The organism is Rhodanobacter sp. MP7CTX1, from assembly GCF_014205795.1.
GTDB lineage: Bacteria > Pseudomonadota > Gammaproteobacteria > Xanthomonadales > Rhodanobacteraceae > Rhodanobacter.
This window is the reverse complement of sequence record NZ_JACHCN010000010.1, coordinates 67,922-91,854: the sequence shown is the minus strand read 5'-3', so window position 1 is coordinate 91,854 and position 23,933 is coordinate 67,922. Positions and strand designations below refer to the sequence as shown.

26 protein-coding genes are annotated in these 23,933 nt (G+C 62.1%); 25 read left to right on the top strand and 1 reads right to left on the bottom strand.

Annotated elements, in window-relative coordinates:
- Positions 1-134 precede the first annotated feature (134 nt).
- The 20 genes from mvaD to HDE77_RS13380 all read left to right on the top strand — a co-directional run bounded on the left by mvaD (position 135) and on the right by HDE77_RS13380 (position 19,682).
- The gene (mvaD, locus tag HDE77_RS13475) at positions 135-1,163 is read left to right on the top strand and encodes a diphosphomevalonate decarboxylase (protein WP_255482711.1); all 1,029 of its coding nucleotides are present in this window, start codon (positions 135-137) and stop codon (positions 1,161-1,163) included.
- Complete coding sequence (locus tag HDE77_RS13470; RefSeq protein WP_255482716.1) at positions 1,163-2,236, top strand: hypothetical protein; 1,074 nt, start codon at positions 1,163-1,165, stop codon at positions 2,234-2,236. Before mvaD ends, HDE77_RS13470 begins: the two co-directional genes overlap by 1 nt.
- Positions 2,237-2,356: 120 nt before the next feature.
- Positions 2,357-4,645, top strand: coding sequence for a hydroxymethylglutaryl-CoA reductase, degradative (locus tag HDE77_RS13465; protein WP_184417979.1), 2,289 nt, complete (start codon positions 2,357-2,359; stop codon positions 4,643-4,645).
- Positions 4,638-5,246: an isopentenyl-diphosphate Delta-isomerase gene (idi, locus tag HDE77_RS13460; protein WP_255482710.1), complete on the top strand. Its 609-nt coding sequence runs from the start codon at positions 4,638-4,640 to the stop codon at positions 5,244-5,246. The genes HDE77_RS13465 and idi overlap by 8 nt, the downstream gene beginning before the upstream one ends.
- Positions 5,247-5,381: 135 nt before the next feature.
- Complete coding sequence (gene hpnH / locus HDE77_RS13455; protein WP_184417974.1) at positions 5,382-6,524, top strand: adenosyl-hopene transferase HpnH; 1,143 nt, start codon at positions 5,382-5,384, stop codon at positions 6,522-6,524.
- Between the two features lie 23 nt (positions 6,525-6,547).
- Entirely contained in the window at positions 6,548-7,654 is a 1,107-nt protein-coding gene (locus HDE77_RS13450; RefSeq protein ID WP_184418048.1) for a glycosyltransferase, read from the top strand.
- A gap of 233 nt (positions 7,655-7,887) precedes the next feature.
- Positions 7,888-8,250 (top strand): 6-carboxytetrahydropterin synthase QueD, encoded by a 363-nt coding sequence (queD, locus tag HDE77_RS13445; RefSeq protein ID WP_184417972.1) that lies wholly within the window; start codon positions 7,888-7,890, stop codon positions 8,248-8,250.
- A 152-nt stretch (positions 8,251-8,402) separates the two neighbouring features.
- A complete protein-coding gene (locus HDE77_RS13440) occupies positions 8,403-8,801 on the top strand; it encodes a phasin family protein (RefSeq protein ID WP_184417970.1) in 399 nt (132 codons plus the stop codon).
- Between the two features lie 267 nt (positions 8,802-9,068).
- Positions 9,069-9,434, top strand: a complete 366-nt coding sequence (locus HDE77_RS13435; RefSeq protein WP_343206112.1) for a hypothetical protein — start codon at positions 9,069-9,071, stop codon at positions 9,432-9,434.
- 3 nt (positions 9,435-9,437) lie between these two features.
- Positions 9,438-10,241 carry a F0F1 ATP synthase subunit A gene (atpB, locus tag HDE77_RS13430; protein ID WP_184417968.1) on the top strand — a complete coding sequence of 268 codons (804 nt, stop codon included), beginning with the start codon at positions 9,438-9,440 and terminating at the stop codon, positions 10,239-10,241.
- A gap of 69 nt (positions 10,242-10,310) precedes the next feature.
- Entirely contained in the window at positions 10,311-10,589 is a 279-nt protein-coding gene (gene atpE / locus HDE77_RS13425; protein WP_077554220.1) for a F0F1 ATP synthase subunit C, read from the top strand.
- A 90-nt stretch (positions 10,590-10,679) separates the two neighbouring features.
- Positions 10,680-11,150 carry a F0F1 ATP synthase subunit B gene (locus HDE77_RS13420; protein ID WP_184417966.1) on the top strand — a complete coding sequence of 157 codons (471 nt, stop codon included), beginning with the start codon at positions 10,680-10,682 and terminating at the stop codon, positions 11,148-11,150.
- Between the two features lie 3 nt (positions 11,151-11,153).
- Positions 11,154-11,687: a F0F1 ATP synthase subunit delta gene (locus HDE77_RS13415; RefSeq protein ID WP_184417963.1), complete on the top strand. Its 534-nt coding sequence runs from the start codon at positions 11,154-11,156 to the stop codon at positions 11,685-11,687.
- Positions 11,688-11,788: 101 nt separating this feature from the next.
- Positions 11,789-13,339 carry a F0F1 ATP synthase subunit alpha gene (gene atpA, locus HDE77_RS13410; RefSeq protein WP_184417961.1) on the top strand — a complete coding sequence of 517 codons (1,551 nt, stop codon included), beginning with the start codon at positions 11,789-11,791 and terminating at the stop codon, positions 13,337-13,339.
- Between the two features lie 103 nt (positions 13,340-13,442).
- Positions 13,443-14,360, top strand: coding sequence for a F0F1 ATP synthase subunit gamma (gene atpG / locus HDE77_RS13405; RefSeq protein ID WP_184417959.1), 918 nt, complete (start codon positions 13,443-13,445; stop codon positions 14,358-14,360).
- A gap of 85 nt (positions 14,361-14,445) precedes the next feature.
- The gene (atpD, locus tag HDE77_RS13400; RefSeq protein ID WP_184417957.1) at positions 14,446-15,858 is read left to right on the top strand and encodes a F0F1 ATP synthase subunit beta; all 1,413 of its coding nucleotides are present in this window, start codon (positions 14,446-14,448) and stop codon (positions 15,856-15,858) included.
- Positions 15,859-15,928: 70 nt separating this feature from the next.
- Entirely contained in the window at positions 15,929-16,354 is a 426-nt protein-coding gene (locus tag HDE77_RS13395; RefSeq protein WP_184417955.1) for a F0F1 ATP synthase subunit epsilon, read from the top strand.
- A 140-nt stretch (positions 16,355-16,494) separates the two neighbouring features.
- Positions 16,495-17,577 (top strand): DUF748 domain-containing protein, encoded by a 1,083-nt coding sequence (locus tag HDE77_RS13390; RefSeq protein WP_184417953.1) that lies wholly within the window; start codon positions 16,495-16,497, stop codon positions 17,575-17,577.
- A gap of 63 nt (positions 17,578-17,640) precedes the next feature.
- Entirely contained in the window at positions 17,641-19,011 is a 1,371-nt protein-coding gene (gene glmU, locus HDE77_RS13385; RefSeq protein WP_184417951.1) for a bifunctional UDP-N-acetylglucosamine diphosphorylase/glucosamine-1-phosphate N-acetyltransferase GlmU, read from the top strand.
- An 86-nt stretch (positions 19,012-19,097) separates the two neighbouring features.
- Positions 19,098-19,682, top strand: coding sequence for a hypothetical protein (locus HDE77_RS13380; protein ID WP_184417949.1), 585 nt, complete (start codon positions 19,098-19,100; stop codon positions 19,680-19,682).
- 75 nt (positions 19,683-19,757) lie between these two features.
- Here the strand turns inward: HDE77_RS13380 and HDE77_RS13375 are convergent, their stop codons facing one another.
- Positions 19,758-20,750, bottom strand: coding sequence for a pteridine-dependent deoxygenase (locus HDE77_RS13375; protein ID WP_184417947.1), 993 nt, complete (start codon positions 20,748-20,750; stop codon positions 19,758-19,760).
- A gap of 94 nt (positions 20,751-20,844) precedes the next feature.
- Between HDE77_RS13375 and HDE77_RS13370 the strand changes: the two genes are divergently transcribed.
- The 5 genes from HDE77_RS13370 to HDE77_RS13350 all read left to right on the top strand — a co-directional run bounded on the left by HDE77_RS13370 (position 20,845) and on the right by HDE77_RS13350 (position 23,851).
- On the top strand, positions 20,845-21,114 hold the full coding sequence (locus tag HDE77_RS13370; protein ID WP_184417945.1) for a phosphopantetheine-binding protein: 270 nt from the start codon (positions 20,845-20,847) through the stop codon (positions 21,112-21,114).
- A 101-nt stretch (positions 21,115-21,215) separates the two neighbouring features.
- A complete protein-coding gene (locus HDE77_RS13365) occupies positions 21,216-21,953 on the top strand; it encodes a xanthomonadin biosynthesis protein (protein WP_184417943.1) in 738 nt (245 codons plus the stop codon).
- Complete coding sequence (locus HDE77_RS13360) at positions 21,950-22,309, top strand: hydroxymyristoyl-ACP dehydratase (protein ID WP_184417941.1); 360 nt, start codon at positions 21,950-21,952, stop codon at positions 22,307-22,309. Before HDE77_RS13365 ends, HDE77_RS13360 begins: the two co-directional genes overlap by 4 nt.
- Positions 22,306-23,265 (top strand): acyltransferase, encoded by a 960-nt coding sequence (locus tag HDE77_RS13355; protein WP_184417939.1) that lies wholly within the window; start codon positions 22,306-22,308, stop codon positions 23,263-23,265. Before HDE77_RS13360 ends, HDE77_RS13355 begins: the two co-directional genes overlap by 4 nt.
- On the top strand, positions 23,228-23,851 hold the full coding sequence (locus HDE77_RS13350; RefSeq protein WP_255482708.1) for a LolA-related protein: 624 nt from the start codon (positions 23,228-23,230) through the stop codon (positions 23,849-23,851). The genes HDE77_RS13355 and HDE77_RS13350 overlap by 38 nt, the downstream gene beginning before the upstream one ends.
- Positions 23,852-23,933 lie beyond the last annotated feature (82 nt).

Sequence of the window (23,933 nt, the reverse complement as noted above, 5' to 3'; positions counted from 1 at the left end):
AAAAACGCAGCACCTGGGCATGCTGTAGCCGGGTGTTTGCGACGTTGCCAGAGCAGAGTCCACTACGTCCACGTCATGTGGGCAATACGTGATCGGCACAGCATATGTCAGCGACTCCCACCGCAGCGATGCCTATGAGTGCCGATCCTCGTGCGGCAGCACTGGGTCCACTGCGCGCCGCAGCGCAGGCTCAGCCCAATATCGCGTTGGTCAAATACTGGGGTAAGCGCGACGCCGCTCTGAATTTGCCGGTCGTAGGTTCCATCTCGATCACGCTGGACAGCTTGTGGACGCGCACCGAAGTGCGTTTCGTACCAGGGTCGACGCTGGATCGGTTCAGCTTCAATGGCCGCACCCATGATGTCGAGATGAAGCGAGTGGTGGCCTGCCTTGATCTGCTGCGCCAGCGCGCCGGCGTCACCTGGGGCGCGGAGGTCGACAGCCTCAACAATTTTCCCACGGCGGCCGGTCTGGCTTCCTCCGCCTCCGGTTTCGCCGCCTTGGTATGCGCTGGTTCTCAAGCGCTGGGTCTGGAACTGAGTGAGACGGAACGGTCACTGCTGGCGCGCCGTTGCTCTGGCTCTGCCGCGCGCTCCGTGTTCGGTGGATACGTCGAATGGGCACGCGGTGAACTGGCCGATGGCAGCGATTCGGTAGCGCGCCTGCTGTTGCCGGCGGCAGCATGGCCTTTGCGCGTAGCGGTAGCGATTACCTCAACGGTCGCCAAGGAGGTCGGTTCCAGCGAAGGCATGCGCCGCACGACGCAAAGCTCGCCGTTTCAGGCTTCCTGGATAGCGACACAGGAGGCGGACCTGACGATGGCCCGCAACGCCATCCTGGCGCATGACTTCGACGCCCTTGCGCTGGTTTCCGAGCACAATTGCCTGAAGATGCATGCGCTGGCCCTGGCCGCCCAGCCGGGGCTGTTGTACTGGAACGGAGCCACGGTGGAATGCATGCATCGCGTACGCGCATTGCGTAGGGAGGGTGTGCCGGTGTTTTTTACCGTCGACGCAGGGCCGCAGTTGAAAGCGGTGTGCGCACCGCAGGCAATCGAGCAGGTCAAAGCGGTCCTGAACGGGGTTCCCGGCGTGCTCGATGTGCTCGATGCTGGCCTTGGCGCCGGCGCTCGCAGCATTTCCAACGCGGAGCTGACGACGTGATGGAGCTAATGGCCAGTGCTCCGGGCAAGTTGGTGTTGCTGGGTGAATATGCCGTGCTGGAAGGGGCGCGGGCACTGGCGGTGGCAGTCGATCGCCGCGCCACGGTGCGTATCACTCCGCGTACCGACGGCGTCTGTGTCATCAGCGCGCCAGACCTGAACGTATTCAACGCCCGCATGCCACTGGGCGTCGACGGCCAACCTCGCTGGCAGAGCATCGAGGCTGATGCGGCCAAGCTGCGGTTGGTCGATCACGTATGGGGTGCCCTTTCGCGTGAGGGATTGGCGCCGTCCTCGGACGACGGGTTTTGCCTGGAGTTGGACACCGCGGTTTTCTTTGAGACCAACGGCTCAGGTCAGGCCAAGCTGGGGCTCGGCTCCAGTGCGGCGTTGACCGTGGCGCTGGCCTCGGCGCTGGCGGTGTATGCCGGTCATGCTGAATCGATTGCCGATCGTGCACAGTGGCTGCACCGTTTATTCCGAATGCACTCTTCCTGGCAAGACGGGCTCGGCAGTGGCGTTGATCTGGCGGCCAGCGTTGCCGGCGGCCTGATTGTCTATCAGTTGGCGGGGCGCGACTCGAGGCCTACCTACACGTCCCTGGAATGGCCGATGATGGGTGTGCACTGCCTGTTTGTGTGGTCTGGCCAGGCCGTGTCGACGGCCGATTTCTTGCGTCGGTTGGCGCAATGGCGCCTCGGTCATCACGCCGAGTATGCGGCACATATGCGTAGCCTCTGCGAACTGGCCGAAATCGCGGTAGATGCGTTACAGGAAGGTCGCGGCGCCGCGTTTGTTGCCGTGGTGGCGGCATACGCGATGGCACTTGAGCACTTCGGTTCGGCCTGTGGACTGGAAATTTTCTCCGCCACGCAAAAGCGACTTGCGGAACTGGCGGCGCAGATTGGGGTCACCTACAAACCATGTGGTGCCGGAGGCGACTTCGGCGTGGTTTTCGTCCAGGATGCGGATCGCCTGGCACGGATCGAACGGAGTATTTTAGTCGAGGGCATGCATAGCGTGCCTTTGGAGGTTGACCCTCAGGGGGCTTACTGCGTCAGAGTCGCCATCTGACGCCGTTCGTCGAGCTACGGGTTGTCCTTCGGGAATGCGGGAAAAGTTGAGCGCGGTTGTTGGCAAGCTGTAGGTAGTGGGCGCCCATGCGGTGCACAAACCATGCGGAGGAGCCACGATATGAGCGTTGAACAATTAAGTTCGGAACGGTCGCGGTTCCCGGCGTTCTACAAATTGTCGGTGTCCGATCGCGTGCGTATCATTCACGAGCGCGGCTGGTTGTCTGCTGAGGATTACCAGACGCTCGTTTCCGGCGAGCACACGTTGAAGGTGCACAAAGCCGACAAGATGATCGAGAACGTCGTCGGAGTGATGGGTCTTCCGGTGGGGCTCGGCCTGAACTTCCTGGTCAACGGACGCGACTACATCGTCCCGCTGGTGGTCGAAGAGCCTTCCATCGTGGCCGCCCTTTCCTCCGCGGCCAAAGTGGTGCGAAGTGCGGGCGGTTTTCACGTGGAGAGTACCGAGCCTGTGCTGATCGGCCAGGTTCAGGTAGTGGACGTGCCGCACCCGGCGCAAGCCAAGGCAGTCTTGCTTCAGCGCAAGGACGAATTGCTCAATCTCGCCAACAGCCTGCATCCGCAGATGGTGGCGCGCGGTGGTGGCGCCCAGGACGTCGAAGTCCACCTGCATGCGCGTGCCGAAGGCAGTGACATGCTGGTAGTCCACCTACTGGTCGACACACGCGATGCGATGGGGGCCAACCTGGTCAACACCATGTGTGAGGGAGTCGCTTCGCTGGTGGAGAGCATGACCGGTGGCCGCGTGTTTCTGCGCATCCTGTCCAACCTTGCCGACCGCGCGATGGTGCGTGCGCGTTGCATCATCCCGGCAGAAGACCTCACCACGAAGGGGCATGCCGGCGAGGAAGTGCGCGATGGCGTGATCCTTGCCAATGAATTCGCCAGCATCGATCCCTATCGCGCCGCCACCCACAACAAGGGAATCATGAATGGCGTCGACGGCGTCGCACTGGCCACCGGCAACGACTGGCGTGCCATCGAGGCGGCGGCGCATGCCTACGCCGCTCGCGGTGGCCGCTACACCTCGCTGACGCGCTGGTACAAGGGCGAGCGCGGTGAACTGGTGGGCGAGTTGGAGATGCCGATGAAGGTCGGCATCGTTGGCGGGTCGCTGCAATCCAACGCCACGGTGGCGCTGGACCTACGCCTGCTTGGCGTGAAGTCGGCACGCGAATTGGCGGAAGTCATGGGCGCAGTTGGTTTGGCGCAGAACTTCTCGGCGCTGCGCGCCCTGGTCACCGACGGCATCCAGCAAGGCCATATGACTTTGCATGCACGTAGTGTCGCCATCGCGGCAGGCGCTACCGCAGAAATTTTTGACACCGTGGTGGAGCGATTGGTGGAGAGCGGTGAAATCAAGATATGGAAAGCGCAGGAAATCGTAGTGCAGGTGCGCAAGGAGGCGCGCGGCGCATCGATCGACCCGAAGGCGTCCGATCAGCAGATGCCCGATCGGCGCGGTTGTGGCCACGGCAAGATCATCCTGCTCGGCGAACATGCGGTTGTCTACGGTAGCCACGCGATTGCAGCGCCCGTGCCTTTGGCCGTACGCGCGACCGTGCAGGACACTGCTTCCGGCCGCGTCGATATGCTCATACCGCGCTGGGGCGTGGAGTATCGGCTGCACCGTGATCCGGCGCATCGCGATTCGTTCCAGCGCTCGCTAGGCATTATTTTCGACACGTTGGAATTGACCGAACGATCGATACGGATCGAAGCATTTCCCAACGTACCCAGGGCCATGGGCCTGGGTGGTTCGGCGGCGATGGCGGTAGCCGTAATCCGCGCGCTCGATCGGCACTTTCGACTGGGCCTGGGTAACGCGCAGGTCAACGCACTGGCGTATCGCTGCGAAGAGGTGGCGCATGGCGCGGCGTCTGGCGTGGACAACACGGTGGCGACCTACGGCAAGCTGGTGCTCTACAAGCGCGGCGAGCAGCCGGAAGAGGCGCCGACCATACGCGAGTTGTCGGTACCCAAGCCGATTCCACTGGTGATCGGCATCAGCGGCAAGGAAAGCCTCACTGCCCGGAGCGTCGGCAATGTGCGCAACGCCTGGCAGCGCAACCCGACGCTTTACGAAGGCATCTTCGATCAGATCGACCAGCTCACCCAGCAGGGTGTGCTGGCCATGCAGAAGAATGATCTGGAGCGCCTGGGCGACCTGATGAATATCTGCCATGGCCTGCTGAATGCCTTGCGCGTGTCCAGTCGGGAGTTGGAGGAGCTGGTGCAGATCGCGCGCGAACACGGGGCGCTGGGGGCCAAGCTCACCGGTGGCGGTGGCGGCGGTTCTATCATTGCCCTGTGCCCACAAAACCGCGACAAGGTGATGGCCGCCATGCGCGATGCCGGCTATCAGGCGATGGAGGTCGACATTGGATAACCATGAGCCAAACCAGCAGGAATCGCGGGATTCCAGCGATGTGGTCTCCTTCGATGACGAGCCGCTGATCCTGGTTGACGAACACGACCGCGAGGTCGGTTTTCTCGACAAGGCCTCGGCACACCTGGGACAGGGTGTATTGCACCGGGCCTTTTCGTTGTTCGTGTTCAATCCGCAAGGCGACTTGCTGCTGCAGCAGCGCGCGTCAGGCAAGCGTCTGTGGCCAGGCTTTTGGTCCAATACCTGCTGCAGTCATCCACGTCGCGGCGAAACCATGGAGAAAGCGATCCATCGGCGCCTGAATGAAGAATTGGGCTTGCAGTGCCCGCTGCAATTCCTGTTCAAGTTCGAATACCAGGCACAGTTTGATGCCGAAGGCGCCGAGCATGAATTGTGTGGCGTTTACGCGGGGCGCAGTGCCGCAAGACCCACCGTGAACGTCAACGAAATTTCGGCGCTGCGCTATATTTCGCCGGACGCGCTCGACACTGAAATGAAGGCACGACCGCAAACTTTCACACCCTGGTTCAAGATCGAGTGGGAGCGCTTGCGCCGCGAGCACCCGCAAGTATTCGCGCCGCTACCCGTCGAGTCAGCGTGAGTTGGCCGTGGCGAAGCAAAGAGCATATATTCTGCATCTGGCAGCGATGTTCCAGGCCCATCGAGCGAGTGCGACCGAGCTGTTTGCATGACGACTCGTTCGCTCAGGGCTTAAACGATATTTCCGGAGGGTCCATTGGGCATTCCACTTATCCAACAGGCCACGATCGCGCGCTACATCCTCGGCAGGAAGCTCAGCGGTCAGAAGCGCTATCCGTTGGCGATGATGCTGGAGCCACTGTTCCAGTGCAATCTGGCGTGTGCCGGCTGCGGCAAGATCGACCACCCCAAGGAAATCCTGCACAAACGCATGAGCGTCGAGGACGCGCTGCGTGCGGTGGACGAGTGCGGTGCGCCCGTGGTTTCCATCCCTGGTGGCGAGCCACTGATCCACAAGGAGCTGCCGCAGATCGTGCAAGGCATCATTGCGCGCAAGAAATTCGTGTACCTGTGCACCAATGCCATCCTGCTGCCCAAACACATCGACGAATACGAGCCCTCGCCGTACTTCACCTGGTCGATCCACCTCGATGGCCTGGAAAAGCGCCATGACGCATCGGTATGCATGGATGGCATATTCGACAAAGCGATCACCGCCATAAAGCTGGCGCTTTCGCGCGGTTATCGCGTCACGATCAATTGCACCTTGTTCAACCAGGAGCCTCCCGCGGAGGTTGCCGAGTTCTTCGATTACGCGATGACCTTGGGTATCGAAGGCATCACCGTATCACCGGGGTACAGCTACCAGCACGCGCCGCGCCAGGATGTTTTCCTCGGTCGCAGCCAGAGCAAGCAGCTGTTTCGTGATGTGTTCAAGCTTGGCAAGCAGCGCAAGAGCAAATGGGTGTTCAATCAGTCATCGATGTTTCTCGATTTCATTGCCGGCAATCAGGCGTATCAGTGCACCCCGTGGGCCAACCCGACCTACAACATTTTCGGTTGGCAGAAGCCCTGCTACCTGCTGGTTGATGAAGGGTATGCGCCAAGCTACAAGGCGCTGATGGAAGAAACCGAGTGGGACAAGTACGGCGTCGGCGTCAACCCAAAGTGCGATAACTGCATGGCCCACTGCGGCTTCGAAGGCACGGCCGTGAACGATACCTTCGCCCACCCGCTGAAGGCCATGCGTGTGGCGTTGTTCGGCCCACGCACCGAAGGCGCGATGGCGCCGGACCTGCCTGTGTTGTATGGCGATCGCGTCGCCGCCACCGCTGTGCATATCCCGATCAGTGCCATTCAACGCCGTAACGGCAATACGGGTTCAGATGCTCGCCATTGACCTGGATGGTCGCTGACTTGAGTGTGTTGACCTGGGTTGCCGCATCGATTCCGGCGTTGATGTGGGTGGGCTTGTTGCTGGTGCCTTGGCGGCCATGGAGCGCGCGCGAGCACCTCGAAGCCGACAGATACGCCATGTCTGCGGTGGACCTTGGCGAGATCACCGTACTTGTTCCGGCACGCAACGAAGCGGAAATGATAGGTGCCACCCTGGCTGCTTTGCAGGTTCAGGGAGCCGGCCTGCAAGTGGTGGTGATCGACGATCAGTCCAGCGATGCCACCGCGCAGATCGCCGCCTCCTATCCGAACACGCGAATCATCAGCGGCCAGCCATTGCCGGACGGCTGGGCGGGCAAGCTCTGGGCGCTGGAGCAGGGCATGGCCCACGTGCGCACGGCCATCACCCTGCTGCTCGATGCCGACATCCAGTTGCAGCCCGGCTTGCTCGGGAGCCTGCTGGCGCACAAGCAGCGTGAGGGTCGGCATTTTGTTTCGCTGATGGCAGACCTGTGCCGCACCAGTTTCTGGGATCGACTGCTGCTCCCGGTCTTCGTGTACTACTTCAAATTGCTGTATCCGTTTTCCTTGTCGAACTCGCGCAGCCGCCACGTCGCCGCAGCGGCGGGCGGTTGCGTGCTGGTGGATACACAGGTGCTGCGGCAAATCGGTGCCTTCGCCAGCCTGCGCGATGCATTGATCGACGACTGCACGCTGGCACGTCAGGTAAAAAATGCCGGTTACAGCACCTGGCTGGGTTTGAGTCGTGGAGTGGTGAGTCTGCGGCCATACGGCACCTTCGGCTCCATTCACGACATGGTCGCGCGCTCGGCTTTTACGCAGCTTGGCTACTCCGCGCTGTTGCTGCTGGTGGTGACGACCGTGTTCGCGCTTGCCTACGGGCTGCCGTTCGTCCTGCTGGGCTCGGCGCATGTGTGGCCGTTGGGGCTGGTCGCCTGGGCGGCCATGACACTGAGCTATGTGCCCGTATTGCGCTATTACCGCATGTCGCCGCTATGGGCGTTGCTCCTGCCGCTGAGCGCCGTGCTGTATCTGGGCATGACCTGGAGTTCGGCGCTGCGTTACTGGCGGGGGATACGCTCACGCTGGAAGGGCCGCACTTACGGCGCCTGATGTCCACTGTCGTTGTTTGATGCAAGCCGGGCCCTCCCGCTACAAATTGAGCGACAGTCGTTACAATGGCGACCACGTAAACCGGTTGGCACGATGGATCTGACAATGTCGGTCAGTGCTAAAGGAAGACTTCAGAAAGTCGCCCAGGACAACGGCTCGCGAGTCGCTGTTGAAGTGCACCCGCCCCAAGCGTGGTTCTGAGCCGGTCCATCATTGGCACGCAGGCGTCCGCCATGCATATCTTCAAAGTATTTCAGCTCGAGGCAGCGCATCGACTGCCCAACGTACCGCCCGGGCACAAGTGTGCGCGGCTGCATGGGCATTCGTTCCGCATCGAGATCCATGTCGTAGGCGAACCCGACGCCCAGCTGGGTTGGGTGATGGACTTTGCTGACCTGAAGCTGGCGTTTGCGCCGCTTTACGACCAGCTTGACCATCACTACCTCAATGACATCGAGGGGTTGGAGAATCCGACCAGCGAAATGCTGGCGCGCTGGATCTGGCAACGGCTGCTGCCGCAGCTGCCCGGGCTGGACAAAGTGGTGGTGCACGAGACCTGTACTTCGGGTGCCAGCTGCAGCCGCGACAGCTTTTGATGCGTCGCGATAATCACAAAATTGTCATAAACTGCCGCTTTATATGAACATTTGCAGACTGGTCTGATTCTTTTTGCAAAAATATATTGCGCTGCACCAAAGTTGTTGTTAGAGTGGCTGCCACTACCCCAATCCTCAACGAGGACAACGCCATGACGCAGCAACTGAACAATCAGCTTTTCGCTTTCACCAAGCAGTTCACCGACAGCGCGTTCAAGGCGCAGTCGCTGGCTCTGAAGGGTCTGGAGACGGTCGCCGAGCTGCAGCTCAAGACGCTCGAGCAGCAGGCCAAGGTTTCGGCCGAATTCGTTACCGAAGCGCTGGAGACGCGTGACGCCAACGGCTTGCGTAGCCTGTGGGAGAAGGGCACGAGCCTGACCCGTGAGAACGCCGAGCGTTCGGTGGCTGTCTCGCAGGAAATCCTCGCGATCACGCAGAAGACCGCCGAGTCGTTGAATGCACTGGTGCAGGAACAGCGCCAGGCCGCCAACGAAGCTGCCAACGAGGCCGTTTCGGCACCGATCGCCGCCGCCAAGAAGGCTGCCAAGTAATAAGCTGGATAATTAGCGATATCTCTCGCGGCTCGCCGCGATAGCGAAGGGGCCGGACTTCAAGTCCGGCCCCTTTTATATGTGTGCTGCAAAAGGCGGAAAGCGTTAGGCAGCGTGGCTGCCGACGAGAACCACGCGTGCCGGGACGAGATGTCGCAGGTAGCGCGGGTTGTCGTTGTAATCACGGCACTGCTATACTTTTATGGATTGGATCGTGGCCCGTAGCTCTATCGGTGCCGCCTGGTGTAAACCGCGCGGAGACGTTACGTGCTCAACAGTCTAGCCTCTGGTCGACGTCTCGCCTTGCGCATCATGTTGCTGCAGCTCGCTGCGGCGCTCATAGTTGGCCTCGCTTTCCTGACGCTGGGACGTCGAGAAGCGGTGTCAGGTGCTGCAGGTGCGGTGATTGTGGCGCTGGGTACCGCGCTGATGTCGGCACGCTTCTTCAGTGGTCTGGGCGGAGGTGTTCTGGCGTTGAGCCGCTTGCTGATGGGCATGATCCTCAAGTGGATCGTGATCGTCGGGGGGCTGATCATGATCCTGGTTCAATACAAGTTGCCGCCGCTGGCCGCCATTACGGGGTTGGCGGCTGCCCTCGCGGTTTATTTGCTGGCTTTCAGATTCAAGGGTTGAGACATGGCAAGCGAGTCGGGTGGCCTTACCGAATACATCCAGCACCACTTGACCCATCTCACGCCGGAGGCGAGTCCGGGTGGGTTTTGGGCAGTACATCTGGACTCCGTAGCGGTGTCGCTGGTGCTGGGCGTGGTGTTCTGCCTGCTGTTCTGGCTGAAGGCGCGCAAGGCTACGGCCGGCGTACCGGGCCGTGGACAGGCATTTGTGGAGATCGTGCTGGAATTCGTCGATGGTCAGGTCAAGGACGTGTTCCATGGCGACCGGCGCATTCTCGGGCCGCTGGCGCTGACCGTATTCATGTGGGTATTCCTCATGAATGCGATGGATCTGCTGCCGGTCGATCTGTTGCCGTGGATCACCCACAAGTTCGGCCTGGGTCACTTCCGCGCCGTGCCTACCGCCGACATCAACATGACGTTCGCGATGTCGCTGACGGTGTTCGTGCTGATCATTTTCTACAGCTTCAAGGCCAAAGGCGCTGGCGGCTACATGCATGAGCTGTTCACCGCTCCGTTTGGCGCGCATCCGCTGCTTTGGATCCCCAATTTCGCGCTGAACGTGGTTGAGCTGCTGTCCAAGCCGGTCAGCCTGGCCATGCGATTGTTCGGCAACATGTACGCTGGCGAATTGGTATTCATGCTGATCGCTGGACTGTTTAGTGCAGGCAGCGTGGCGTTGTACGGCCTGGGCCTCATCGGCTACACGGTGTGGGGCGTCTTCCACATCCTGATCATCGGCATTCAGGCGTTCATCTTCATGGTGCTGACGATCGTGTACATCTCGATGGCGCACGATCACCACTGATCTACGCTACCCGAATCATCTGTTTTAACCGTTTTGACCTTTTCAGTTTGAATTTCTCAGGAGACCGTCGTGGAACTCATCGCTCACATTGCTCAAGTCCAGTCCTTCACCGCCATCGCGCTGGGTCTGATCATCGGCCTCGGTGCACTCGGTGCCTGTATCGGTATCGGCGTCATGGGTTCCAAGTTTCTTGAAGCCGCTGCCCGTCAGCCGGAGCTGGTTCCGCTGCTGCAGGGTCGCATGTTCCTGCTTGCTGGTCTGATCGACGCGGCGTTCCTGATCGGCGTTGCGCTGGCGATGTACTTCGCTGTGGCGAACCCGCTGCTGTCGAAGCTGGCCGCAGGCTGAGTCCGTTGGCGGCGCTACGGCGCCGTCTGTTCGGCACGGGTGGCATAACACCCGTGTCCGTTTCATCCCGTATTTACAGGTAACGCAGCGATGGATTTCAACGCGACCTTGATTGGCGAAATGCTTTCGTTCGCCATCCTGATCTGGTTCTGCGTCCACTTCATCTGGCCGCACATCAACAAGGCTATTGAAGAGCGGCAGGTGAAGATCGCCGAAGGCCTCAATGCCGCCGAGCGTGCGCACGCCGAACTGAAGAGTGCCGACGTCAAAGTGGCTGCCGAGATCAAGGTGGCCCGTCAGCAGGCCTCCGAAATCATCGACAAGGCTCAGCAGCAGGCCAATCAGATCATCGACAAGGCCCGTGGCGAAGCGATCGTCGAGATCAATCGGCTGAAAGCTTCTGCCCAGGACGATATCGCCTCGATGGCACAGCGTGCCCGTGACCAGCTGCGCGAGCAGGTGGGTGCATTGGCCGTGCAGGGTGCCAGCAAGATCGTGCAGCGCGAAGTCGATGCGTCGACGCACAAGGCGTTGCTCGACCAGCTTGCGGCCGAGATCTGATCGATGGCACAGGCAATCACCCTCGCTCGTCCCTACGCTCGCGCCGCGTTCGAAGTGGCCCATGCGACCGGTTCGCTGGATGCGTGGTCGCAGGCGCTGGCTTTTGCTGCAGCAGTCGCCGCGGATTCACGGGTGGCCTTGCTCGGCACCGATCCGCGCGTGCTGCCGGCGCAGCTGGTCGCACTGCATCTGCCGGTCGGTATCGCTACCGATGCGCCGTTTGCGCAGTTCCTCGGCGAAATGGCCGAGCAGCGCCGGTTGGCGTTGCTGCCGGAAGTGGCCGAGTTGTACGAGGCGTTCAAGCGCGAGTCCGAGTCGCAACTGCTGGTCAAGGTGACCAGCGCGATGGCGCTGGACTCCGCTCAGGCCGAGCAGCTCAAGGTATCGCTGAAGCGCCGCTTCAAGCGCGAGATCGAACTGGAAGCCCGGGTCGATGCCGCGCTGCTTGCCGGTGTGGTGATCGATACCGGCGAAGAGGTGATTGACGGTTCCGCACGCGGACGCCTGGCGAAATTGGCCAGCGCGCTGGCGCACTAAGTTTTACGCGAAGTAATTTCACGCGAAGTCTATTTCGCGAAGAGCAAAACCGGCCATTCTTGGCCGGACTCTGAAGAAAACAAAATTTCAGGATAACGACCATGTCCAGCACCACTTTGAATCCGTCCGAAATCAGCGAACTGATCAAGAGCCGCATCGAGCAGTTCAAGCTCGGCGCGGAAGCGCGCAACGAGGGCACGATCATCAGCGTGTCCGACGGCATCGTGCGCATCCACGGCCTCGCCGATGTGATGCAGGGCGAAATGATCGAGCTGCCGGGCAACTCGTTTGCGCTGGCGCTGAACCTCGAGCGCGACTCGGTCGGCGCGGTGGTGCTCGGTGAATACCAGCACCTGCGTGAAGGCGATACGGCCAAGACCACCGGCCGCATCCTTGAAGTGCCGGTCGGCCCGGAACTGCTCGGCCGCGTCGTCGACGCGCTGGGCAATCCGATCGATGGCAAGGGTCCGCTTGGCGCCAAGCTCAGCTCCGCGATCGAGAAAGTCGCGCCGGGCGTGATCTGGCGTAAGTCGGTCGACCAGCCGCTGCAGACCGGCTACAAGTCGGTCGACGCGATGATCCCGGTCGGCCGCGGTCAGCGTGAGCTGATCATCGGCGACCGCCAGACCGGCAAGACCGCGCTGGCGATCGACGCGATCATCGCGCAGAAAGATTCCGGCATTAAGTGCATCTACGTCGCGATTGGCCAGAAGCGTTCGTCGATCGCGAACGTGGTGCGCAAGCTCGAGGCGAACGGTGCCCTGGCCAACACCATCATCGTGGTTGCTTCGGCGTCCGAGTCGGCCGCGCTGCAGTACGTCGCACCGTATTCCGGTTGCGCGATGGGCGAGTACTTCCGCGACCGCGGCGAAGACGCGCTGATCGTGTATGACGATCTGTCCAAGCAGGCCGTGGCCTACCGTCAGATTTCCCTGCTGCTGAAGCGCCCGCCGGGCCGCGAAGCGTACCCGGGCGACGTGTTCTATCTCCACTCGCGTCTGCTCGAGCGCGCTTCGCGCGTGTCCGAGGAATACGTCGAGAAGTTCACCAACGGTGAAGTGAAGGGCAAGACCGGTTCGTTGACCGCGCTGCCGATCATCGAGACGCAGGGTGGCGACGTTTCCGCCTTCGTGCCGACCAACGTGATCTCGATCACCGACGGTCAGATCTTCCTGGAGACCGACCTGTTCAACGCCGGTATCCGTCCGGCCGTGAACGCCGGTATCTCGGTGTCCCGCGTCGGCGGTGCCGCGCAGACCAAGATCGTCAAGAAGCTGTCCGGCGGTGTGAAGCTGGCGCTGGCGCAGTACCGTGAGCTGGCCGCGTTCGCGCAGTTCGCTTCGGACCTGGATCCGGCCACCCGTGCGCAGCTCGACCGCGGTCAGCGCGTTACCGAGCTGATGAAGCAGGCGCAGTACGCACCGCTGTCGATCGCCGAGCTGGCACTGTCGGTGTACGCGGCCGAGAAGGGCTACCTCGATGACCTGCCGGTCAACAAGGTGCTGCCGTTCGAGAAGGGTCTGCACGCGTTCATGCACCAGAACCACGAAGAGCTGATGACCAAGATCGTGGCGACCGGTGACTGGAATAACGACATCGAAGCCACGTTCAAGGCTTCGCTCGACGAGTACAAGAAGACCGGCAGCTGGTAATTATCGGTAATTGTCGATATTGGCGGGTCGGTAACGGCGAATCGGAAGCGGGCATCGAGCTGATGTCTTCTTCCCACCAGCGAGCATAACGAGCGGATAGAGCATGGCCAGCGGACGCGAAATCAAAACCAAGATCAAGAGCACGCAGAACATGCGCAAGGTGACGCGCGCGCTCGAAATGGTCTCGGCCTCGAAGATCCGCAAGGCGCAGGATCTGATGAAGGCCTCGCGTCCGTATGCGCGTTCGATGCGCAAGGTGATCGCGCACGTTGCCCAGGCCAGCACCGATTTCAGCCATCCGTTCCTGATTCAGCGCGACACGGTGGCGCGGGTTGGCTACATCGTGGTGTCGACGGATCGCGGCCTGTGCGGCGGTCTGAATTCGAATCTGTTCCGTCGCCTGTTGCCGGCGATCGCCGAGTGGCAGAAGCAGGGCGTGCAGGTCGACGTCGTGGCCATCGGCCAGAAGGCGGTCTCGTTCTTCCGTCGCCTCAAGGGCGTCAACCTGGTCGGCAGCGTCAGCCATCTCGGCGAGAAGCCCAAGCTTGAACAGCTGGTCGGCGTGATCAAGGTGATGATGGACTCCTATACGGCCAATGGGCTGGATCGGGTGTTTCTGGCCTACAACGACTTCGTCAACACCATGACGCAGAAGCCGACGATCGACGCGTTGCTGCCGCTGCCGCTGGTGGCGTCGGAAATGGAAACCCATCAGGCGGCCGGTGAAGCGGCCTATGTCGGCGTCAAGCTGGAACAAGCCCACGACTGGGACTACATCTACGAGCCGGATGCGCAGACCGTGCTGGAGCACGTGCTGGGTCGTTACATCGAGTCGGTGGTGTATCAGGCGTCGTTGGAGAATCTCGCCAGCGAGCACGCCGCGCGCATGGTCGCGATGAAGAGCGCGTCGGACAACGCGAACAAGGTGATCGACGAACTGACGCTGATCTACAACAAGGCGCGTCAGGCGGCGATCACCCAGGAAATTTCGGAGATCGTCGGCGGCGCCGCCGCGGTCTGATTGTTATTGCAGCAAAACCCATTATTGGATTTCCGCCGCGGCGGGAATATCGAAGAAGATTCAAAAAGCTTTCGGAGCTATCAGCATGAGCCAGGGCAAAGTTGTTCAGATCATCGGTGCGGTCGTCGACGTGGAGTTTCCGCGCGACCAGGTACCGCAGGTGTACGACGCACTGAAAATCGACGGCACCGCGATCACGCTGGAAGTGCAGCAGCAGCTCGGTGACGGCGTCGTGCGCACGATTGCGCTCGGCTCCACCGACGGCCTGCGCCGCAACCTGATCGCCCGCAACACCGGCGAAGGCATCAAGGTGCCGGTCGGCAAGCAGACGCTCGGCCGCATCATGGACGTGCTCGGCAACCCGATCGACGAAGCCGGTCCGATCGGCGAGCAGGATCAGTGGGTGATCCATCGCGAAGCGCCGAGCTACGACGATCAGGCCGCGGGCAATGACCTGCTGGAAACCGGCATCAAGGTGATCGACCTGATCTGCCCGTTCGCCAAGGGCGGCAAGGTCGGCCTGTTCGGCGGCGCCGGCGTCGGCAAGACCGTCAACATGATGGAACTGATCAACAACATCGCCAAGGCACACGAAGGTCTGTCCGTGTTTGCCGGCGTGGGTGAGCGTACCCGCGAGGGCAACGATTTCTACCACGAGATGAAAGACTCCAACGTGCTCGACAAGGTCGCGATGGTGTACGGCCAGATGAACGAGCCGCCGGGCAACCGTCTGCGCGTGGCACTGACCGGCCTGACCATGGCCGAGTACTTCCGCGACGAGAAGGACGCTTCCGGCAAGGGCCGTGACGTGCTGTTCTTCGTCGACAACATCTATCGCTACACGCTGGCCGGTACCGAAGTGTCCGCACTGCTCGGCCGTATGCCGTCGGCGGTGGGTTACCAGCCCACCCTGGCCGAGGAAATGGGCGTGCTGCAGGAGCGCATCACCTCGACCAAGACCGGCTCGATCACCTCGATCCAGGCGGTGTACGTGCCCGCGGATGACCTTACCGATCCGTCGCCGGCAACCACCTTCGCCCACTTGGATGCGACCGTGGTGCTGAGCCGTAACATCGCTTCGCTGGGCATCTACCCGGCGGTCGATCCGCTGGATTCGACCAGCCGCCAGCTCGATCCGAACGTGATCGGCCAGGAGCACTACGACGTCGCCCGCAAGGTGCAGGGCACGCTGCAGCGCTACAAGGAGCTGAAGGACATCATCGCGATCCTCGGCATGGACGAGCTGTCCGAAGAAGACAAGCAGGCCGTGGCGCGTGCGCGCAAATGCGAGCGCTTCTTCTCGCAGCCGTTCCACGTGGCCGAAGTGTTCACCGGTTCGCCGGGCAAGTACGTGTCGCTGAAGGAAACCATCCGCGGCTTCAAGATGATCGTCGACGGCGACGTTGACCATCTGCCGGAGCAGGCGTTCTACATGGTTGGCGGCATCGACGAGGCGATCAAGAAAGCCGAGGACATGGGCGCCAAGAAGGCAGCCTGATCGACGGTAGACTGATCGACCAATGGCGGCGGGTCAGCTGGCTCGCCCATCACGAAGCGGACATCCGTACATGAGTCAGACCATCCGTTGCGACATCGTCAGTGCCGAAGCCGAGATTTTCTCCGGCGACGCGACGATGGTCGTTGCCACCGGCGAGCTGGGCGAGCTGGGCATCACGCCCCGCCACGCGCCGCTGATCACCCGCCTCAAGCCGGGCCACGTCGATGTGCTGCAGGCCAATGGTGAGCGCCTGCAGTTCTACGTCTCCGGTGGCATCCTGGAAGTGCAGCCGCAAGTGGTTACCGTGCTGGCCGACACCGCCGTGCGCGCTGCCGATCTGGACGAAAACGCCGCACAGCGCGCCAAGAAAGAAGCCGAGGACGCGCTGGCGAACCGTACCGACGCGATCGAAATTTTCGAAGCCCAGGCCAAGCTGGCCGAGGCGATGGCTCAGCTGCAGGCGCTGGAGCGTCTGCGCAAGAACCTCAAGCACTGAGATTCGCGAACCCAGGTTCGAGACGAAACGCCGGCCAAGTGCCGGCGTTTTGCCATGCGGGAAACGCCTGGCAGCAGCTCGTCGACGCCGCGCGAACATCGCAACGCTTAAGATGGGCCAACTCTCCGTGAAGCGACTCCATGAAGCCTCATCATCGCCGTCACCTGGGCTGGCTGCTGGCTGTCATCCTGCTGCTGCTGATCGTCCGCGCGCTGTTGCCTTACGCGGTGAAGCACTATCTCAATGCACGCATGGATCAGATGGGCGATTACCACGGCGAGATCGCGGATATCAGCCTGCACTTGTGGCGCGGCGGTTACACCATCAACGGACTGAGTGTCGTCAAGACGACAGGCAAAGAGCCGGCGCCCCTGCTCGATAGCCCACGTGCCGATATCGAACTGAGCTGGCTCGCGTTGGGCCATGGCGTGTTTCGAGGCAAGATCTACTTCTTCCAGCCCACGGTCAATTTTGTGCAGGGTCACGGTGAGCAGGGTAGCCAGACCGGCAAGGGCGTGGACTGGCGGGCCAAGCTTAAGTTGCTGGCCCCGATGCGACTGGACGAGGTCAACGTAAGCCAGGGCACGGTCACCTTCCAGAGTTTCGTGTCGAACCCCCGCGTCGATCTCAAGATGACCGACGTCAATGGCACCGTCACCAATCTGACCAACATTGAACGGCGCGGCGGCAATCGTGTAGCCGAGCTGCATGTCACCGCGAGGGTTCTCGACGATGCGCCGATGAAATCCGACGGCGTTTTCGATCCGCTCAATCATTTTGGCGACTTTTCCTATCAGCTGGATGTCACCGGCATCCAGCTGACCAAGGCCAACGCGCTTGCGCAAGCGTATGCCGGCCTCGATTTCGCTGGCGGCACCGGCACTTTCACGATGGAGCTGGAAGCCAAGAACGGGCAGCTGGACGGCTATGCCAAACCGATCTTTCATGACCTCAAGATATTCAGCTGGAAGCAGGATGTGGAGCAGGACAAGAAGGGGCCCATCAAGCTGGCCTATGAAGCCCTGGCCCAGGGGGTGGTGTCGTTGTTCAAGAATCAGGCGACGGACGAGTTCGCAACCCGCGTGCCGATCAGTGGGCGCATCGACGACAAGCAACTGGATACCTCGCAGGCCATCCTTGGCGTGCTGCGCAACGCCTTCGTCAAAACCTACACGCCGCAACTGCAGAAGCTGAAGCCCGCTGGCGACGCCGCCGCGCGCTGAGCCGCGATCCGCGAAAACTCGATGTATCCTGCGCGATCACTGACCCCGACGCGTGGTGCCGAAATGGAAACCCCTGCCTTGCACGTGATCATCCTGGCCGCTGGCGCCGGCACCCGGATGAAGTCCAATCGGGCCAAGGTCTTGATGCCGTTGGCGGGCAGGCCACTGTTGGCCCATGTGCTCGGCACGGCCCGCGCGTTGCAGCCGGCGGCGATCCATATCGTCTACGGTCATTGCGGCGAGCAGGTGCAGGCGGCATTCGCCCATCAGGCCGACTTGCATTGGGTGCTGCAGGCCGAGCGGCTGGGCACCGGCCACGCGGTGGAGCGGGCGCTCATCGGCATACCCGACGGCGTGCAGGTGCTGGTGCTGTACGGCGATGTGCCGCTGACCCGGGTCGAGACGCTGCAGCAGTTGGTGCAGGGTGATGCCGTGTTACGCCTGCTCACCACCCGGCTCGAAAACCCGTACGGTTACGGCCGCGTGCTGCGCGACGGCAATGGCGGAATCCGCGAGGTAATCGAGGAAAAGGACGCCGACGTCGCTCAGCGTGCGATCAACCTGGTCAACACCGGCATCCTCGCGGCCGAAGCGCAGGCGCTGCGTGGCTGGGTCAGCCGGCTCGAGCGCAACAATGCCCAGGGTGAGTATTACCTCACCGACATTTTCCGCATGGCGGCAGAAGAAGGTCGTGGCGCACGCAACATTGAATGCGCCGATCCGGTGGAGGCCGCTGGGGTCAACGACCCCTGGCAGCTCACTGAATTGGAAGCGCAATACCGCCAGCGTGCAGCCCGCGCGCTGGCCATGGCTGGTGTACGTCTGGCCGATCCGGCACGCCTCGATGTGCGCGGCGCCGTCACTCACGGTCGTGATGTCGAGCTGGACATCGACGTGATTCTCGAAGGCAGCGTGGTGCTGGGTGACGACGTTCGCGTCGGCGCGTTCACCCGGTTGAAAGACGTCCAGCTCGCCGCCGGCACGGTAGTGCAGTCGCACTGCGATCTGGACGGCGTGATCACGCATGGGCCGTGCACGATCGGTCCGTTCGCGCGGCTGCGTCCGGGTACCGAACTCGATCGCGGCGTGCATGTCGGCAACTTCGTGGAAACCAAGAAAACCCATCTCGGCGAAGGCAGCAAGGCCAACCACCTCAGCTACCTCGGCGACAGCGAGATCGGCCGCAACGTAAACATCGGCGCCGGCACCATCACCTGCAACTACGACGGCATCAACAAATTCGTTACGCACATCGGCGATGGCGCCTTCATCGGCTCAAATAGCGCGCTGGTGGCGCCGGTGAGCATAGGTGCGCAGGCCACTATCGGCGCCGGCTCGGTGATCACCCGGGATGCACCCGAGGGCGAACTCACCGTGGCACGCGGAAGGCAGCAGACCTTTCATGGCTGGAAGCGGCCGGCGAAGAAACCATGATAAAAGATGGGTAAGCATCACCCGATGCTTCGTTGGTTTGAATCGATCACCCCAACGGGAATCGCCTGACGGCAAGGGAGCATGCGATGCGGCTTTTTCTTTCGATGGCAAGTGTCGTTGTTGCGGTGGTACTGCAAGGGTGTGCGGGAACAGATGTTGCGGTCAGTCAGGCTGGCCAACAGACGCTGCGATCGCTGCAGTTGTTCAAGGCCGACTCAAGTCCGCGATTCACCTTCTACCTGGCGTGCACGAGTGAAGACGCCAGTTGCTCCACGGCCGAAAACACCTTCTCAGACTGGGCAACGGACCGGCATGTCACCTTGCGCTTGGCTGAACCGGACGATGCCCTGTTCACGAGCGGAATTCCCTCGTTCGGGAGAAGCACTGATTTGCCCTACCGAGTGGCCGTCCATTTCGTGCCGCTGGTCGTTCCCAGCTTTACCATGACAAGTCACAGCTACGGCGGGCCTATGCTTGGTGGCTACACGCCACCGAAAGTGGGTTACACCGCGACGATCTATGTATTCGACTCCGCAACCGGAAAACTTCTGCAGAAATTGCCAGCGCACGAGGAACGCACGACCAATCCCCGAGATCATGCAAACGGATATATCCGTTCCGAAGTGAATACCTTTCTCGCCCGCTTGGATCCTGCCTATCCGCAACCGTGAGGCGGTGCCGATCCCTGCAGAGATGGTCACGCAAAACCAGGATTTGCGGTTATTCGCGCCTATTGAGGCTTGGCCTCACGCATAGCGCCAGCCATCAATTTCCACCAGCAGCTCACGGCGGCAGATGTCGCCGTGCAGCAGCAGCACGGGTACACCGGGCAGGCGGCGTTGCAGGAACTCGCTCACGCGTGATGCGTCGGTGGGATGGCGTACATAGGCTTTCAGCGGCGACTGGGTGTCGAAGCCCGCGGCCATGTTGGCGCTCGCCAGCAGCGCTTCCAGGTTGGTCAGGGTTTCCTCGAGCTGGGCATCCAGATCGTCCTGGTGTGCCGAGGCATGGCCCACTACGGCGGCCGTGCCTGAGATCGCCAGCGCATCCTGCGCTGGCAGCGTCATCGCGCGGGCAAAGCCCGGCGGCGTGCGGCCGTACTGGCGTGGATAGCGCCAGGCGCTGACCTGGCGCGGATTCTCCACCCGGGTGCCGGGCTGGTCGCAGGCCAGCAGATAGACCTGCAGCCGATGCGGCGACCCATGATGCCCAATCGCGGTGGCGGCGGGAAAACCCTCCGCGAAGAAATGCCCCATGCCGGCGGCGCGACCGTCGCAGAATTGCTTGTAGCGTTCGGCATCGCCAGCGCCGTGATTGATCGCGGCAAGGTAATTCCAGACGCGAAGTACATGTCGCGCACTGTGCGTGGCGACGAACCGGTGCAAGTGCTCGTAGGCTTGCTGCGCAGTGGCGCTGGGGCCGCCGTGGTCGACTTCGTCCAGCTCGATCGCCGCGAACAGCCAGCCGCCACCCGTCGACCAGCGCAGTGCGCCGTCGACACCATGGCTCACTGGCGCGTCGACCTGCCAGATTTCCAGCGGGGCAGGCGCGTCGAAACACTCCAGCGCCACTTGCAGAAAACGTGGGTCATCGGACGCCGGACTGCCAGCGCCAAAGCCGAGTAGCGCCAAGGTGCCGGGCTCGTTCAGCGCGGCGGCGACATCGGCCATACGGTAGGAAACGCGCGGCGCACGGCGCAGCTGCGGATCGACCTGTGGATTTTCACATCCCTGAATCATTGTTTTTTAAGAACCGGAACGACAAGAGCGCTATGTTACACTTCGCGCCCACTGCCGCCGGGGGGAGGCAATGAGTCAAGGTACGGAATCGAGCATGGCAGAACAGACAGCGGCACAGCACGAATTGGCCACGTTGATCGTGGAGTGCCTGAATCTCGAAACCGTCACGCCGGAGCAGATCGACCCCGATGCCCCGTTGTTTGGCGGCGACTTGGGTCTGGATTCCATTGACGCACTGGAAATCGCGCTGGCCGTGTCCAAGCGCTACGGCTTCCAGCTGCGCTCGGACAACCCGGAAAATCGCCAGATTTTCACCAGCTTGCGCAACCTGTCCGCGCATGTCGAGCAGAACCGCGCCGGCTGAAGCCAGGCCTTGGGCAACGCCGGCGATGCCGGTCTCGTCACGCGGTATTCCGGCGCGAATGGCAGGCTTGCGGTACCGCAAGAGCCTTTGTGAAATGCTGCATGACGAATTCGTTGCCACCGGCTGATTTATCCCGTCCCGCTAAAAGCGCGACGCGACGTTTCATGCTGCCGCTGCTGCTGATCTATCCGTTGCTGGCGGTCGCTGGCGCGTTGACGCATCGGGAGATTTTTCCGCTGGCGGCGCTGTTGTTGCTGCTGACCGTGGTGATGCTGCCGCGCTTGGCTGCGCGCCGGATCGGACCTTGGCTGGTGTGGCTGGGACTGTTGTTCACGCTGTTTCTGGTGTCGCTGTACGGGTTCGCCGGCTTGCTGCTGGAAGGCGTACCGATCCTGATCAATGCGCTGTTGGCGTACTGGTTTGGGCGCACGCTGGGTACGCCCGAGCCGCTGGTGGCGCGCTTCGTGATGGCCATCGAGGGCAGCGCGCGACTGGCGCAGCCCGGTGTGGCGGATTACGCCCGTCAGCTCACCTGGTTCTGGACCCTGTTGCTGGGGGCGCAGGCGGTGCTGCTCGCCCTGCTGCTGTTGTGTGCGGAGCACGTTGGGCTGTTGGCGCGTTTCGGCATCGTTTCGCCGCTGCCAATATCCGAGCGTTGGGCAGCAGCATGGCTGCATGTGGGCGGCTATATGTTGCTGGGCGTCGCATTCCTGCTTGAATACGGCTACCGGCGCTGGCGCCTGCGTCACCTCACTCACCCCGGCTTGCACGACATGCTGTTGCAGCTGGCGCTGAAATGGCCGCAGCTGTCGCGTGGCTATCGGGCGGCTTCGTCATGAACGGGCCGGTATTCGAGCAGGTGGTCTGCATCGACGCCGCGCACCCGGCGTTGCCCGGCCACTTCCCGGGCGATCCGCTGGTGCCGGGAGTGGTCCTGCTGGAGCAGGTGGCGCTTGCCGTGCGCACGTGGCGCGGACAGCGGCTGGCGCGCGTGCTCGAAGCAAAATTCATGGCCCCGCTGCTGCCAACGCAAGCGGCGGTGCTGCGGCTGACGGAAGCGGCACCCAGCGGACCGAACCCGGCAAATCCAGACCCGCGGATCAGTTTCGAGACGGTCCGTTTTGAGAGGATCCGTTTTGAGATCCGTCGTGACGACAGTCTGCTGGCCCGCGGCATCATCGAGGTAGCGGCATGAGTACAAACGAACATTGGCAGAGTCGGCCCGAAGGCGGCGGCCACTTCGCCCTGTGGTTGATACGTTCCATCGCGGTATATGGCGGCCGTGGTGTTGGGCGTGCATGTCTTTACCCGATCACGCTGTACTTCTATCTGCGCCGTAGGCCGGAGCGCATGGCCTCCAGGGAGTATCTGGAGCGCGTGTTTGGACGGCCGGTGATGCCGTGGCACGTGTTCAAGCACATCCATTATTTCGCCGCCACCCTGATGGATCGGGTGTTCCTGCTGACGCACGGCGAGAAGCCATTCCAGATCGAGACGGAAGGGCTGGAGCTGTTGGAACAGCGCATCGCGCAGGGTCGCGGGGTACTGCTGTTCGGTTCGCATCAGGGCAGTTTCGAAGCGTTGCGGGCGCTCGGCGCGCGGCGGCCTGAGATGCCGTTGCGGGTGGTGCTGGACAAGCAGAAGACGCCGGCGATGACCGAGTTGCTGGAAGCGCTGGCCCCTGGCGTTGGCGCCAACGTGATCGACGCCGCGCGCGACGGCACCTCGATTGCGCTGGCGATGGCCGAGGCGTGCGAAAGCGGCGCGGTGGTGGCGATGCTCGCCGATCGCGGCCGCGGCCATGAGGTATTGCGCTATGCCCCGTTCCTGGGTTCACCGGCGCCGTTCCCGGTCAGCCCGTGGTTGCTGGCGCATACGTTGAAGGTGCCGGTGGTACTGTGCTTTGGCCTGTATCTGGGCGGCAACCGCTATCGTCTGATCTTCGAGCCGATGGCCGACAAGGTGGACATTCCACGGCACCAGCGCGGCCCGGCGCTGGACGCGCTGATTGCCCGCTACGCGCAACGCCTGGAACATTACGTCCATGTCGCCCCTTACAACTGGTTCAATTTCTATGACTTCTGGCAGCAAGATCTGCGTGCTCCTGCTGTGCATGACGCTACCCCTGTGGGCGAAAGCGTCAGCGCCTGAGGCGACGCCAGCGGCATCGTCATCCGCGCAAGCCCTGATCTCCGCATTGGGTCAGCCCGCTCCCGCCCGCACCGCGTTTGCCGAAGCGCGCTTCATGCAGGTACTGGATCGGCCGCTGGTAGTATCCGGCGAGTTGGCGTGGCTGGGCGGCGACCAGCTGCAGCGGCGCGTCGATCAGCCGAACCAGGAAACCGCCACCATTGCGGATGGCGAGGTGACCCAGCAGCGCGCCGGCAAGGCGCCGCGGCATTTTTCGCTCAAGCGAGCGCCGCAGTTGCAGGTGTTGCTGGACAGTTTCGTGGCGTTGCTTAGCGGCGATGCCGGACGGTTGCAGCAGGCTTTCCAGATCCGCTACACGGGCGTGGCATCCGGCTCGTGGAAGCTGGTGCTCACCCCGCGCGACGCGGCGGTAGCCAAGAGCGTCGCCAGCATCACGATCGACGGCGATGGCAAGCAGTCGCGCTGCATGCATATGCAAGAGGCCGATGGTGACTTGGCGATCGACCTGCTCGGTCCGTTGTCCGCAAAGATGCCCGCACAACCGACGCGCGAAGCGTTGCAGGCGCTGTGCCAGGGTGTCCGCTGACCGTGCGTCATCGCCAATCAGGGCCTGGCCAGTCAGGTTCCAGCCGGGCAGGGGCAGGCGCTCGCGCGGCGCTGCTGATCGC

Bases quoted from the DNA above. Each gene is read 5' to 3' on its own strand.
- mvaD (WP_255482711.1), top strand. From the start codon at position 135: ATGAGTGCCGATCCTCGTGCGGCAGCACTGGGTCCACTGCGCGCCGCA.
- HDE77_RS13470 (WP_255482716.1), top strand. From the start codon at position 1,163: ATGGAGCTAATGGCCAGTGCTCCGGGCAAGTTGGTGTTGCTGGGTGAA.
- HDE77_RS13465 (WP_184417979.1), top strand. From the start codon at position 2,357: ATGAGCGTTGAACAATTAAGTTCGGAACGGTCGCGGTTCCCGGCGTTC.
- queD (WP_184417972.1), top strand. From the start codon at position 7,888: ATGCATATCTTCAAAGTATTTCAGCTCGAGGCAGCGCATCGACTGCCC.
- HDE77_RS13440 (WP_184417970.1), top strand. From the start codon at position 8,403: ATGACGCAGCAACTGAACAATCAGCTTTTCGCTTTCACCAAGCAGTTC.
- atpB (WP_184417968.1), top strand. From the start codon at position 9,438: ATGGCAAGCGAGTCGGGTGGCCTTACCGAATACATCCAGCACCACTTG.
- HDE77_RS13420 (WP_184417966.1), top strand. From the start codon at position 10,680: ATGGATTTCAACGCGACCTTGATTGGCGAAATGCTTTCGTTCGCCATC.
- HDE77_RS13415 (WP_184417963.1), top strand. From the start codon at position 11,154: ATGGCACAGGCAATCACCCTCGCTCGTCCCTACGCTCGCGCCGCGTTC.
- atpA (WP_184417961.1), top strand. From the start codon at position 11,789: ATGTCCAGCACCACTTTGAATCCGTCCGAAATCAGCGAACTGATCAAG.
- atpG (WP_184417959.1), top strand. From the start codon at position 13,443: ATGGCCAGCGGACGCGAAATCAAAACCAAGATCAAGAGCACGCAGAAC.
- atpD (WP_184417957.1), top strand. From the start codon at position 14,446: ATGAGCCAGGGCAAAGTTGTTCAGATCATCGGTGCGGTCGTCGACGTG.
- HDE77_RS13395 (WP_184417955.1), top strand. From the start codon at position 15,929: ATGAGTCAGACCATCCGTTGCGACATCGTCAGTGCCGAAGCCGAGATT.
- HDE77_RS13390 (WP_184417953.1), top strand. From the start codon at position 16,495: ATGAAGCCTCATCATCGCCGTCACCTGGGCTGGCTGCTGGCTGTCATC.
- glmU (WP_184417951.1), top strand. From the start codon at position 17,641: ATGGAAACCCCTGCCTTGCACGTGATCATCCTGGCCGCTGGCGCCGGC.
- HDE77_RS13380 (WP_184417949.1), top strand. From the start codon at position 19,098: ATGCGGCTTTTTCTTTCGATGGCAAGTGTCGTTGTTGCGGTGGTACTG.
- HDE77_RS13375 (WP_184417947.1), bottom strand. From the start codon at position 20,750: ATGATTCAGGGATGTGAAAATCCACAGGTCGATCCGCAGCTGCGCCGT.
- HDE77_RS13370 (WP_184417945.1), top strand. From the start codon at position 20,845: ATGGCAGAACAGACAGCGGCACAGCACGAATTGGCCACGTTGATCGTG.
- HDE77_RS13365 (WP_184417943.1), top strand. From the start codon at position 21,216: ATGACGAATTCGTTGCCACCGGCTGATTTATCCCGTCCCGCTAAAAGC.
- HDE77_RS13360 (WP_184417941.1), top strand. From the start codon at position 21,950: ATGAACGGGCCGGTATTCGAGCAGGTGGTCTGCATCGACGCCGCGCAC.
- HDE77_RS13355 (WP_184417939.1), top strand. From the start codon at position 22,306: ATGAGTACAAACGAACATTGGCAGAGTCGGCCCGAAGGCGGCGGCCAC.
- HDE77_RS13350 (WP_255482708.1), top strand. From the start codon at position 23,228: ATGACGCTACCCCTGTGGGCGAAAGCGTCAGCGCCTGAGGCGACGCCA.